Source organism: Psychrobacter sp. AOP5-GZ1-6, from assembly GCF_052376345.1.
Taxonomy (GTDB): domain Bacteria; phylum Pseudomonadota; class Gammaproteobacteria; order Pseudomonadales; family Moraxellaceae; genus Psychrobacter.
This window is the reverse complement of record NZ_JBQSVP010000001.1, coordinates 1-12,622: the sequence shown is the minus strand read 5'-3', so window position 1 is coordinate 12,622 and position 12,622 is coordinate 1. Positions and strand designations below refer to the sequence as shown.

Genomic DNA, 12,622 nt, shown 5'->3' with positions numbered 1-12,622 from the left:
TTAAGCAAGTTGTGGCTAGAGATGAGATGCTTTATCAGCCTACGCAGATAGAAAAGACCCAAATATAAGCTATCATTGAGATAGCAATAATAAAAGCAAAACAGATAGCAAAATACTGCGTATTCTAACTTGTTCTGTTATAATTTATGATTCAGTGACAACGCATATCTATAGACAAGTTGATTCGTTGTTATTTCAAACGATTGCTTCTATATATTTGAAATCCCTTATATTATCCTTTATGTTTGCTGCATACTGGTTAACGACCCTGCCTATTTTTATTTTATTGACTTAATCTGACCGTTCAGGCTCTAATTTTATATGAATAAACCAATAACTCCCAACACTGAACAGGTCAGTCGTATCTTTATCCATCGTATTATCGTTTTTGGTATTTTGATATTTCTTGGGTTAGGCGGTTTAATAACGCGGTATGGCTATCTACAAGTCTATGCCCATGATAAATACACAACACAAGCTGATAACAATCGTATCAAGCTAATATCTTCACCGCCGAGCCGTGGTTATATTTATGATCGTAATGGAATAACACTGGCAGACAATCAGCCTGTATTTACCGCAATGATAAGCCCTGATGAGGTTGAAGACCCAGAACGTACCTTACAGTTACTTGCGCCTATTTTCGATCTAACAACAAAAGACATTACTGATATTTTGGCGCGTCTTAACAAAAATAAAAATGATCCTGTGACCATAAAAATTGATGTAACTGATGCACAGCTGGCACAATTTAGTGAACGCAAACCCTTTTTTCGTGGTGTGAGTATCCAAAGCAAGTTAACGCGCGACTATCCTTATGGCGAGCTATTCGCACACGTCATTGGCTATGTGGGTCGTATTAACGACAAAGAAAGCAAACGTATTGATAAAGACCGTTACGCTGGTACAGATCTAATCGGCAAAATCGGTATCGAAGACTATTATGAAGATGTGTTGCTCGGGCAACCAGGCTATCAATCAGTCGAAACGGATGCTCTTGGTAATATCATTCGCCAACTGGATACCAAGCCGCCTATCGCTGGTAATGACATCACATTGTCTCTGGACTATGGCTTACAAACAGTCGCTCAACAACAGCTTGATGGCCGACGCGGCGCAATCGTAGCGATCGATCCCAAGAACGGCGATGTATTGGCCTTTGTCAGCAATCCAAGCTATGACCCTAACCCGTTTATTTCAGGTATCTCTTTTAGAGACTATGGCGACTTGCGAGATAGTCCTGATCAGCCATTATATAATCGTGCGCTTCAAGGCATGTATCCACCCGGATCTACTATCAAACCTTTTGAGGGCTTGGGCGGTATCCACTACGGCTTACGTAATTGGGATAGCACTATCTACGACCCCGGTTATTTCAGTTTACCTGGTGATTCACACCGTTTTCGTGATTGGAAACGAGGAGGACACGGTACCGTCGACTTAAAAAAATCCATCATGCAGTCGGTAGATACCTATTATTACAAGTTGGCCTACGAGATGGGTATCCAACGTTTTCATGACTGGATGGTACGCTTTGGTTTTGGCGAACAAACTGGTATTGACTTACCTAATGAAAAAACAGGCATTATGCCCTCTCCAAAGTGGAAAAAAGATACCTACGATAAAAACTGGTTACCGGGCGAGACCATTTCAGTCAGTATTGGTCAAGGATATTTTTTGGCTACCCCGCTACAAGTAGCTAACGCCACAGCCATGACGGCCAATAAAGGCTACCATATTACCCCGCACTTACTCAAAAATAGTAACGGTGAAGCCAAAGTTGACGTCATCACCAAACCTGATGGTAAAATTGATTATAATGGTAAATCTTCTGATTGGTTACGTATGCACGATGCGATGGAAAATACCGTAAAAAGCGGGACTGCTCGTGGTATTTATACCCCTCGTTACCGTATCGCCGGCAAAACCGGTACTGCTCAGGTAAAGTCTATTGCACAGGGCAAACGTTATGATAAGTCCGCAATAGATAAACGCCATTGGGATCATGCTTGGTTCAATGGTTTTGCGCCAGTCGAAGACCCTCAGATTGCCCTTGCAGTACTGGTCGAAAACGGTGGTGGCGGTAGTACGGTTGCCGCCCCTATCGGCCGCGCACTTTTTGACTATTGGGTCCTACAACGCAAGAGCAATCCTATTTTGCCACCGACTACTGATGAATTAAAAGTCATTAAACGCCAAAAAGCCTTTGAAAAAGCCATGAGTGATGCCTTACGTGATAAAGAAGAGGCTACACTAAAAGCACAAGAAGAAGCAGTCGCTACCTCCGAGTAAGAAGACTGCCCGTGAGATAAGATAATGAATAAACCTATGAGCCGCCATAAAGCTAAAAAAAATACTCAAACCAAAAAAGTCTCTGCAGCAGGCGATGTGCGTATCATTGGAGGTCAATTTAAACGTCGTATTGTAAGTTTCATCGATGCAGAAGGTTTACGTCCAACCCCTGATCGACTGCGCGAGACGTTATTTAATTGGCTACTCGCTGATATTCATGATGCCTATGTGCTTGATAGCTGCGCAGGTAGTGGCGTGCTAGGCTTTGAAGCACTGTCTCGCGGGGCTGCACACTGTACTTTTATTGAAATAAATCGTGCTCAAAGCACTATGCTGCAAAAAAGTGCTGAGCAATTACGCCTCAATACTGACAACCATCAAATCATCACAGGTACAGCAGAACAAATCTTAATACGGGAGCGGCTTACTGCTCATACTTTCGATATTGTTTTTATTGATCCACCTTATGCTCAGGATCTGTGGCAGCCGATTTTGATGGCCCTCATCACTCAATCATTAATTGATACAAATACGTTGATCTATTTAGAGGCCGACAAAGACCTAGAGAGTCAACTGCAGCAACTAGCAGATACTTTGAATAATGACTTAGCCGCTCAGCGGCAAACAATACTACAGCACTTAAATTTTGAATGTTTAAAACAAACCAAAGTTGGACAAGTTGTTGCTGGACTTTATCGTCTATCATCGTCATAATTGCACGGTGATTACCAAACGTAACATTGACGATTGTGTCATTTGTCACATTTGATAAATCATTTAATATCACTAAAAAATGTCTAAAACTGCTTAAAACTGGCCAAACGCTGCAGTTAAATGTATATAAGGCAAAAATAAACCCTAATGCAGCTTGCAAGCGTAGGCTCTACTGCTTATAATGTGCAGTCTGTTTTTTGAGAGCCCCGTTCCCAGCTAAACTCTCAACGAATTCTAATTTTAAGGTTTTATCATGAAAACACTTAGTGCAAAACCAGCTGAAGTGACCCATGACTGGTATGTCGTAGATGCTGACGGCAAAACCCTTGGTCGCTTAGCCACTGAAATCGCTAGTCGCTTACGTGGCAAGCACAAGCCGTCTTTTACGCCGCACGTTGATACTGGTGACTTTATTGTTGTCATCAATGCTGACAAAATCACGGTAACGGGTAAAAAAGCGCAAGATAAAAAGTACTATCGTCACAGTGGCTACCCAGGTGGTATCAAAGAAACTAACTTCAGTAAATTGCTTGCACATAAGCCTGAAGATGTTCTACACAAAGCAGTTAAGGGTATGCTTCCAAAAGGCCCTCTCGGCTACGCGATGATCAAGAAGCTGAAACTATATGCGGGTACTGAACATCCACATGAAGCACAGCAACCTAAAGCACTAGACATCTAAGGATACACTTATGGAACGCAATTACGGAACTGGTCGTCGTAAGACTTCTACTGCTCGTGTCTTTTTATCAAAAGGTACTGGTAGCATCGTTGTTAACGGTAAACCACTTGACGAATACTTCAGCCGTGAAACTTCACGCATGGTTGTACGTCAGCCATTAGAACTACTAGACTCTGTTAACGCATATGATCTATATGTAACTGTTGCAGGCGGTGGTATCAGTGGTCAAGCTGGCGCAATCCGCCACGGCATCACTCGTGCACTAATCGAAGCTGACGAAGCGCTAAAACCTGCTCTAAAAGCAGCTGGCTTTGTTACTCGTGATTCACGTCAAGTTGAACGTAAGAAGTTGGGTCTACGTAAAGCACGTAAACGTCCACAATTCTCAAAACGTTAATCAAAGCTATTTCTTACTATTTTACGGCTGTTGTCTTTTTCTCGGAGCGGCAGTTATCGCATTAAATACTAAGAATAGATTTGCAAAACCTTACAAGCTGTTCGCAGCTTGTAAGGTTTTTTTATGCCTAACTTTCAATATCAATAACTCACCACAGACCCACTGTATCAAAACCTAACTTGTAAACTAGCAAGCACTACCCCATTATCGTAATAACTTTTCATCATTAGCTTCAATGCGGTAAAATAGCAATGATTCGATGCCATAATAAGTGCTGCAAAAGGATATTATGAAAGCGCCCGAACAGTATGATCCCAGTAAACCACCTTCAAAAGACAGCATGCCTCCACCAAGCATACAGCCGTCAGCGAAGTCGCCTGCCCTACCTGATGGTACGCCAACTATTAGACAAACCCATAAGCGTACAGCGCAAGCTGATAAAAAACCTTTTCAATGGCAGTTTTTATCGCCTAAATACTGGGGGATATGGTTATTACTCGCTTTGGTTTTGCCGCTGATTTATTTACCTTTACGCTATCAGTTTTGGCTAGGTCGTAACTTGGGTATTTTACTGTATAAAATAGCGGGCTCACGCCGACGTGATACCTTGATTAATCTCAAACTAGCCTTTCCAGAAAAGCCAGAAGTTGAACGAGAATTAATGGCCAAGCAAGTCTTTGTCAATCAAGGAATCGGCGTATTTGAAACCCTATGTGCTTGGTTTCGACCAAACATATTTACCCGCACGGTTTCTATTTCGGGCTTACAGCATTTAGTTAACGCACAGAATGAAGGTCGTCCTGTTATCTTACTCGGTGCGCATTACACCATGCTTGATTTGGGTGGCTTGTTTTGTGCTCAGTTTTTTGCCTTAGACTGTATGTATCGTACGCAAAATAACCCGCTCCTTGACTGGTTCATTTATAACGGTCGTACCAATATCTTCGGTAAACAAATCTCCAGTCGAGATATGCGTAGCTTGGTCAGCTCCATAAAGGCAAGACACGTTGTTTGGTATTCTCCTGATCAAGACTATGGTCTTAAGCAGGGCGTCATGGCACCATTTTTCGGTGTGCCAGCAGCCACTATAACTGCCTCACGGCGTATGGCTAAATTGGGCGACAAGACTCATCCACCAGCGTTTATGGCGCTACATACTTATCGGCAAACGCCAGACAATTTACCCAGTGGCAAACGCCCACATTATCATCTGACGATTACACCTGAAATAAGTAACTATCCTAGTAATGATGAGGTTGCTGACGCCACTCAGATTAATGAAATTTTAGAAGGACTCATTCGTATCGATCTCACCCAGTGGATGTGGTTTCATCGGCGCTTTAAGCATGGGCCGTCAGGTCGCACGAATATCTATAAGTAGCGGTCATTCCAAAGAAAAATGGTCAAAAAATTTGTTATACTTTATGGTCAATATTTTCAATATGATCATTCATAAATAACAACGCATTTATAATAATTTGATAAACGAAATAACGGAATTCCTATGACTAGTAATAGTACATCTAACAACCAAACCTCTACCGAAGCACCAGCTGTAAAGCGTGTTTTGACTGGTATTAAACCGACTGGCACCCTACATTTGGGTAACTATGTTGGTGCGATTCGTCCAGCCATCCAAGCGATTCAAAACAGTGATGATGAAGCATTTTTCTTTTTGGCAGACTATCACGGTATTATTGGCTGTTACGATCCCACTATCATTCATGAGTCAACCAAAGCCATTGCCGCGACTTGGATTGCCTGTGGTCTAGACCCAGAGCGTGTGACCTTCTATCGTCAGTCAGATGTACCAGAGATTCCAGAGCTGGCGTGGGTATTGAACTGCTCATGTGCCAAAGGTCTGATGAACCGTGCTCATGCCTATAAAGCAGCCGTCGATATCAATATGGAAAAGGAAGACGTCGATCCTGATCAAGGTATCAACATGGGACTATTTGGCTATCCGGTACTAATGGCAGCCGATATATTGATGTTCAATGCCACCCATGTACCTGTAGGTCGTGATCAAATACAACATATCGAAATGGCGCGTGATATCGCAGGTACTTTCAATCATCGATACAAAACTTTATTTACGCTACCATCTGCGGTTGTAGATGATGATATTCCATTACTAACAGGTCTTGATGGCCGTAAAATGAGTAAAAGCTATGGCAATACCATTCCGCTATTTGGCGATACTAATCCGCAAGTAAGCGCCGAAAAGCAAATGCAAAAAGCCATCATGAAAATCGTCACCAACTCGCAGCTGCCTGATGAGCCAAAAGACCCTGACGACTCAGCTATCTTTGAGATTTATAAAGCTTTTGCAACGCCTGAAGAAATAGCGGATATGCGTGAGCAGTTTGCTACTGGTATAGGCTGGGGAGATGCAAAAAAAGCCTTATTCAACAAAATAAATGACGAAATCGCGCCATTCCGCGAACGTTACCAAGAGCTGATGGCTAATCCAAAAGAACTTGAAGAAATACTACAAATGGGCGCAGAAAAAGCACGTCGTCATAGCCGCAAGCAACTGGATAAAACACGCCGAGCCATTGGCATCAAACCACTTGCCAAGCTCAAATAATCCATTGGATACGAGTCAGTTGTTAGAAGAAGCACCGGCTACCGCTGCCAGCACTCATGATATGTCATTACGTATCTATCAGACGCCAGTGCAGCACTTGCCAGAAGACTTGTACGTGCCGCCGCAAGCTTTTGCCATTTGGCTAGAGCAGTTCGCTGGACCCTTAGATTTTTTGTTGTATTTGGTCAAAAAAAATAACGTTGACCTAACCCAAATGCCAATACTGCCCATCACTGAGCAGTATTTGGCTTATATCAGTGAGTTGGATACCGATCACTTTGAGTTGGCCGGTGACTATCTGCTAATGGCATCGACATTGATTGCTATTAAAACAGAGCTGCTGCTTCCAAAACCAGAAACACCAACTGATGAGCGTGATCCAAAAGCAGAGTTGATTGAGCGGTTGGAAGAGTATGCACAAATCAAAGAAGCCAGTCAGCGCTTGGATAACTTAGTTCGCCTAGAACGTGATGTATTTTTGGCGATGGTTAGCATGCCTAGCCAAGACATTATGCATGCAGAGTTACCTAGCTACTCACCCAATCTGTTGATTGATAGCTTATTTAAGATGCAGCTACAGCCTGATTATCAAATGCATAATATTAAGGTCGATATCGTACCACTTGCTGACCGTATCGCTAGTATCAGTCGGCAACTGAGCACAGATGGTGCACACTCTTTTTATGAACTGTTAGATAAATCACAAGGTAAAATAGGCGTCGTGGTCAGTTTTGTCGCGGTATTAGAGCTGATTAAACGGCAGTTGGTTGGTGTCATGAACACTGAATTAGAAAGTGTCCCTGCTATTGATCACAACGCTACTGTTGATCAAAACACTGATACTGAACAAGATCAGCAAACCGGCCTATTGACGTTACAGTGGTTGGCATAATCATCATTTATCTATTAAAGCGTGCCTTTATACATACCAACATTTAAAAAGAGTAGCTTTGTCATGACAGATACCTCTAACCTAAAGCAACGCCATGAGAAAACATCATCAGTAGCGCTACTGTCATTGACCGATGAGCAACGTCAGCACTTAGAAAGTATCAGTAAAGATATTGAGGTGCTATTACATGCCTCGGAGGCGCCACTAACTGCTCATGCATTAAAGAAACACCTTTCTTTATCGGCGAAAGAGTTGAATCAAGCGTTTTCTTTATTGCAGATACGATTAGATAGCGGTGTATTAAGCTTGCACGAGACCGCTAGCGGGTATCGACTACAGATATCAGATGGCTATAGCAGCTTGATTCAAAGCGTCTTTCCACAGCGGCAGGAGCGTCTAAGCCAAGCGTTACTAGAAACCCTAAGTGTGATCGCTTACAAACAGCCAGTCACCCGTAGCGACATAGAATATGTGCGCGGTGTGACGTTGTCGAGCAATATATTACGGCAATTGTTTGATAAGGGGTGGATAAAAGAAAATGGCTATAAAGAAACTTTAGGTCGTCCTGCATTGCTACACACCACACCACAGTTTTTAGATGCTTTTGGGCTAACAAGCTTGGATGAGTTACCACCAATGCCCGATATAGAGACCATCAAAGCCATGTCTTAAAACATCAACGCTTTGAAAGCACTCAACGCACAATATCGAGATAGCAATACTATCACCATCTTATAGCTATACTCATTGCCATAAAAAAGGACAAATCATTTAAGATTTGTCCTTTTTTTTGAGTAATCATACTGTTTTTATCTGAGTAGTCATACCGTTCAGAAATTGATTTTACTGATTGATAACATCAACACCTTTAGGCGGTGTAAATTTGAACTGACTACTACTAATACTTGGGTTCATTTTGATACTGCTAAACTTAATAGAGGTAGTTTGGCCAAGAGTATCGTTCAACACCATCATTACAGGTTTGCCACCACTAAAGCTCATTGACAAGCTCTTAAAGCTGGCATTGTCTGATTTTGGATACAGCACGTAGTAGTTTTTATTATCATATGGCTGAGTAATTTTGAAGCTTTGATCAATTTTACTCGGATCACCTGATAGTAGTAACGCTGGTGTATTACCGACTTGGCTATCCACGTTTTGCTTAGTCGCTTGCTCTAAGTCCTTATCATATACCCACATTGAACTGCCATTAGCAATAATTAACTGCTCTGATGGTGACTTGGTCTCCCAACGGAAACTATTCGGGCGTTGCACACTCATAGAGCCACTGAACGTACCGCTGTTCGCACCTTTAGTCGTTTGAGTAAAGTTAGCCGTCATGCTCTTCGTATTTGTCAAAAGCGTATTCAAGCGCTTAGCAGCGATTAGGTTATCTGCGGGTGCTGCAGTAGCAGACTGTGTCATCGCAATCATAGGTGCCGCCACGCCAAGCGATGTCAGCAATATACCTGCTAAAGCACCATTCGCTACTTTTTGTTTTAAGCTTATCTGTTTTTTTGATTGTTTGGTTAATAAAGTCATCATTAATCCTCTTTAAAATGCATAATCGCTTAAAAATACAGTATTTCAATTAAAATTTTATACCAGTGCTTATTTGACGAGAATCAAACTAGTGTCTATAAACAATAGAGGTAGTGTGCCAGTTTTTTTATCACACGCATAGTCATGATTTGCAATCATTACTACACCTGCCATACAGGCTTGTAATTATGATTGTTACATAATATTCAGCAGGATGAGTAATGACTATTGTTGTTTATTATCATCGTTTGACAATACTTTTTATAATCAATACATATAAAAAAGCCCCTACTACCACAAGGCAATAGGAGCTTTTTTAATTATCCGATCATTGCATTCAAAGAACAAAATGACCTAAATAGATAATTATACGTTTTCAACCGTAACATAACGACGGTTAAATTTACCTTTGGTCGCAAACTTTACAACACCGTCATTCAGTGCAAATAAAGTATGGTCACGACCCATGCCAACGCCTTCGCCTGCATGGAATTCTGTACCACGTTGACGAACGATGATGTTACCAGCTGTGATAGCTTGGCCACCAAAGATTTTTACGCCTAGCATTTTTGGGTTTGAATCACGACCGTTACGGCTCGAACCGGCAGCTTTTTTATGTGCCATGAGAAAATCTCCTTGTTAATTTGACTTACCGCTGATGCGGCAACTCTTAAGCATTTAGTGCGCTGTTTAGCAGTAATTGCTAAATGGGTAATTAGGCATTAATAGCTTTGATTTTTAACAAGGTGTACCATTGGCGGTGACCTTGTTCTTTGTGATAATGCTTACGACGGTTGTGCTTGATGATACGGATTTTTTCGCCGCGACCATGCTCAACAACTTCAACTTCAACGCTAGCGCCTTCAACGACAGGTTGACCGATTTTGACGTTATCGCCGTCAACAACCATTAATACGTCTTCAAATTTGATAGTTTCGCCTTTTTCTGCTTTTAGTAGTTCAACTTTAAGCAACTCATCGACGACTACACGGTGCTGTTTACCACCAGTTTTGATTACTGCGTACATTGTCTGACTCCGTTTAACCCGTGTGCCGTGGCTGATGTTATACCAACGCTTTTACGACGAACACGACAGGGAAAAATTAAAGGCAAGATTTTACGGCTTTTTGCTCATAAAAGCAAGCCGCACATCTTGTTTTTGTAAGGTGGTTACACGAATAAGCATACCTTTTGCTACTATATAAGCTATTGATTGTGAACACATCTATTCTAACGCTCAACAAAAGAGGCATCGCAAAATAATAGTGGATAGTGGTTTATGCCTAAAGGTCGTTATTATAACTTATATAATCAGTTACTTATAGTTCTTTATAGATATCTTTTTTCTTTATAAATCTAGGGCGTGTCCTCATTTTAAAAATGGTGATAAAAATGAGATAAATTGCCGTCAAACAAAGAAAATAGCGCAGATAATATCGAGATATTAGTCAGCTATTTGACGCCGTTTGGCAAGATTTAGCTATTTTTAACCCATTTAGATAACTATCGATTGAATTGAAGACATGCCCTAGTAAAAAGAGATTTATTTACCTACGTAGCATTTCAGCTAATTTTGAGTGTTTTATTTCAATGTCTACATACGCTCAACAAACATGATATAGAAAAGGTACATTGCTCTCTAAATACTTTAACCAACAATTTAAAGACACAGCTATGCTATTATAGAAAAAACGCCTTATCCATTAGAGATCCAAGGCTGAAAACTCTCTTCACTTTTATAATACGACTATTTATTATGACCAGTACTCCTCTAAATAAGACAGATCTAAACATGCCATCAACACTTAACTATGCTGATATCCAGAGTATCGTGTCTAGTGATTTTGAGATTATGGATAAGCAAGTATTCGGTAGTCTGAACTCCAAGGTTCAGTTAGTAATGAGCGTTTCACAGCATGTAATTAATGCTGGTGGCAAGCGTATGCGCCCGTTAATTACCTTGTTATGCGCACGTATGTTCAACGACAACCCATCACAACAAGCCATGCATTTGGCCGCTATCACTGAGATGTTACATACCGCTACCTTAGTTCATGATGATGTTATTGATGAGTCAGGTCAACGTCGTGGCAAACCTACAGCCAATGCTACATGGGATAACGCTACCGCCGTATTGGTTGGTGATTATCTGATTGCTCGGGCCTTTAATCTACTCGTTGGCTTTCAAAACTTGCCATTATTACAAGTGTTCTCTGATGGCACATGCGATATCGCTGAGGGTGAAGTATTGCAATTACAACATCAGCATAACCCTAGCGCTACAGAATCAGACTACTTGCGCATTATTGATGGTAAAACCTCACGTCTGTTTATGATGGCAACGCAAGGAGCTGCTATCTTACAAGGTAAAACAGAATATATGCAGGCACTAGGTGATTTCGGTCAACACTTTGGTAATGCTTTTCAAATTATTGATGATGTGCTTGATTATAGTGGTGATAGTGAATTAATGGGCAAAAACCTTGGCGATGATCTTGCGGAAGGCAAGCCAACGCTACCCACTATCAAAGCACTTGAGCTATTAAAAGACCGTGATGCATTAGGTTATGAGCAGTTGAGAGTTGCCGTACAAACCGGTAAAACGCCAAATGCAGAACAGCTGATTGAACTAGTGCGAAGCTCAGGCTCATTGGACTACTGTAAAAAGCGTGCGCTGGAAGAAACCAAACTGGCTCAAGATGCGCTTAGCACACTGCCGGACAATCGTTACCGTTTAGGTTTATATCAACTCACTGAACTTGCAAGCGCAAGACTGCTATGATCAGCAGTATCACTTATGAGCAGATGCAAACCTGTAAGTATTCAATATAGTCCAATATAATTGGGCAAAATTTATCTATTTGATATCATTCGCTAAACATTCTAATTACTGACACACTTGTTCTTTTAGTTAAATCGTTACCTTTCTTTAAGTTTCATAAGTCTAAGCAGTACTATAATTGCGTGATGGTTGCTTTTTATAACGAAATAATATTTGTTCTAGGGCGTGTCCTCATTTAAAAAATGGTGATGAAAATGAGATAAATTGTCGTCAAACAAGGAAAATAGCGCAGATAATATCGAGATATTAGTCAGTTATTTGACGCTGTTTGGCAAGATTTAGCCATTTTTAACCCATTTAGATGTCTATCAATTGAATTGAGGACACTCCCTAATAGCAACCCATACAGCTTAACTAAATTTAAAAATGATTTTAGATATCGCTAAATACAATGTTTTGCTGTCTACATGACACTTCTTAAATACAGTTTTAGATATGTACAAAATCAGCTTCATTAACCAAAAAACAACATAATTTTAACTGGTTCATAATGTTACATCTTGTTGAACGTTATATTTTGTGGTGCGTACACCCTCAATATCTTTATTGTTTATGATTAGAAATACGGATTTTTTTAGGAAAAATTTCTTTTTATTAGCTTGACTGTGGGGTTAACCCTTTAGTTTATAATAGCGGACTATGCTTATTGGCTAATACCTGATTATTTAATT

Annotated in this window: 12 protein-coding genes; 9 read left to right on the top strand and 3 right to left on the bottom strand. The window is 40.9% G+C overall.

The genetic code is table 11. The annotated features are described in order from the left end of the window. The first annotated feature begins 321 nt into the window (after positions 1 to 321). From mrdA to scpB, 8 genes are all read left to right on the top strand, one after another. Positions 322 to 2,292, top strand: coding sequence for a penicillin-binding protein 2 (mrdA, locus tag ACT3RN_RS00060; RefSeq protein ID WP_442439977.1), 1,971 nt, complete (start codon positions 322 to 324; stop codon positions 2,290 to 2,292). Positions 2,293 to 2,328: 36 nt separating this feature from the next. Next, entirely contained in the window at positions 2,329 to 3,006 is a 678-nt protein-coding gene (rsmD, locus tag ACT3RN_RS00055; RefSeq protein WP_225739062.1) for a 16S rRNA (guanine(966)-N(2))-methyltransferase RsmD, read from the top strand. A gap of 253 nt (positions 3,007 to 3,259) precedes the next feature. After that, entirely contained in the window at positions 3,260 to 3,688 is a 429-nt protein-coding gene (rplM, locus tag ACT3RN_RS00050) for a 50S ribosomal protein L13 (protein WP_192518281.1), read from the top strand. A gap of 10 nt (positions 3,689 to 3,698) precedes the next feature. Then, entirely contained in the window at positions 3,699 to 4,085 is a 387-nt protein-coding gene (gene rpsI, locus ACT3RN_RS00045) for a 30S ribosomal protein S9 (RefSeq protein WP_192518280.1), read from the top strand. Between the two features lie 289 nt (positions 4,086 to 4,374). Beyond that, a complete protein-coding gene (locus ACT3RN_RS00040) occupies positions 4,375 to 5,466 on the top strand; it encodes an LpxL/LpxP family acyltransferase (protein WP_192518279.1) in 1,092 nt (363 codons plus the stop codon). A 123-nt stretch (positions 5,467 to 5,589) separates the two neighbouring features. Beyond that, positions 5,590 to 6,675: a tryptophan--tRNA ligase gene (locus ACT3RN_RS00035; protein WP_192518278.1), complete on the top strand. Its 1,086-nt coding sequence runs from the start codon at positions 5,590 to 5,592 to the stop codon at positions 6,673 to 6,675. A 61-nt stretch (positions 6,676 to 6,736) separates the two neighbouring features. After that, positions 6,737 to 7,567 (top strand): segregation and condensation protein A, encoded by an 831-nt coding sequence (locus ACT3RN_RS00030; protein ID WP_225739064.1) that lies wholly within the window; start codon positions 6,737 to 6,739, stop codon positions 7,565 to 7,567. A gap of 126 nt (positions 7,568 to 7,693) precedes the next feature. Next, on the top strand, positions 7,694 to 8,239 hold the full coding sequence (gene scpB, locus ACT3RN_RS00025; protein WP_413038421.1) for an SMC-Scp complex subunit ScpB: 546 nt from the start codon (positions 7,694 to 7,696) through the stop codon (positions 8,237 to 8,239). 171 nt (positions 8,240 to 8,410) lie between these two features. Here scpB and lolA read toward each other — a convergent pair whose 3' ends face one another. From lolA to rplU, 3 genes are all read right to left on the bottom strand, one after another. Beyond that, a complete protein-coding gene (gene lolA, locus ACT3RN_RS00020; protein ID WP_192518314.1) occupies positions 8,411 to 9,109 on the bottom strand; it encodes an outer membrane lipoprotein chaperone LolA in 699 nt (232 codons plus the stop codon). Between the two features lie 366 nt (positions 9,110 to 9,475). Then, the gene (rpmA, locus tag ACT3RN_RS00015) at positions 9,476 to 9,733 is read right to left on the bottom strand and encodes a 50S ribosomal protein L27 (protein ID WP_192518276.1); all 258 of its coding nucleotides are present in this window, start codon (positions 9,731 to 9,733) and stop codon (positions 9,476 to 9,478) included. A 91-nt stretch (positions 9,734 to 9,824) separates the two neighbouring features. Beyond that, complete coding sequence (rplU, locus tag ACT3RN_RS00010) at positions 9,825 to 10,136, bottom strand: 50S ribosomal protein L21 (RefSeq protein ID WP_110922591.1); 312 nt, start codon at positions 10,134 to 10,136, stop codon at positions 9,825 to 9,827. A 729-nt stretch (positions 10,137 to 10,865) separates the two neighbouring features. On the opposite strand from rplU, the gene ACT3RN_RS00005 reads away from it, so the two are divergent. After that, positions 10,866 to 11,891 (top strand): polyprenyl synthetase family protein, encoded by a 1,026-nt coding sequence (locus ACT3RN_RS00005; RefSeq protein WP_442439978.1) that lies wholly within the window; start codon positions 10,866 to 10,868, stop codon positions 11,889 to 11,891. Positions 11,892 to 12,622: the final 731 nt, after the last annotated feature.

Bases quoted from the DNA above. Each gene is read 5' to 3' on its own strand.
- ACT3RN_RS00030 (WP_225739064.1), top strand. From the start codon at position 6,737: ATGTCATTACGTATCTATCAGACGCCAGTGCAGCACTTGCCAGAAGAC.
- rpsI (WP_192518280.1), top strand. From the start codon at position 3,699: ATGGAACGCAATTACGGAACTGGTCGTCGTAAGACTTCTACTGCTCGT.
- mrdA (WP_442439977.1), top strand. From the start codon at position 322: ATGAATAAACCAATAACTCCCAACACTGAACAGGTCAGTCGTATCTTT.
- ACT3RN_RS00035 (WP_192518278.1), top strand. From the start codon at position 5,590: ATGACTAGTAATAGTACATCTAACAACCAAACCTCTACCGAAGCACCA.
- rplM (WP_192518281.1), top strand. From the start codon at position 3,260: ATGAAAACACTTAGTGCAAAACCAGCTGAAGTGACCCATGACTGGTAT.
- lolA (WP_192518314.1), bottom strand. From the start codon at position 9,109: ATGACTTTATTAACCAAACAATCAAAAAAACAGATAAGCTTAAAACAA.
- rsmD (WP_225739062.1), top strand. From the start codon at position 2,329: ATGAGCCGCCATAAAGCTAAAAAAAATACTCAAACCAAAAAAGTCTCT.
- ACT3RN_RS00040 (WP_192518279.1), top strand. From the start codon at position 4,375: ATGAAAGCGCCCGAACAGTATGATCCCAGTAAACCACCTTCAAAAGAC.
- rpmA (WP_192518276.1), bottom strand. From the start codon at position 9,733: ATGGCACATAAAAAAGCTGCCGGTTCGAGCCGTAACGGTCGTGATTCA.
- ACT3RN_RS00005 (WP_442439978.1), top strand. From the start codon at position 10,866: ATGACCAGTACTCCTCTAAATAAGACAGATCTAAACATGCCATCAACA.
- rplU (WP_110922591.1), bottom strand. From the start codon at position 10,136: ATGTACGCAGTAATCAAAACTGGTGGTAAACAGCACCGTGTAGTCGTC.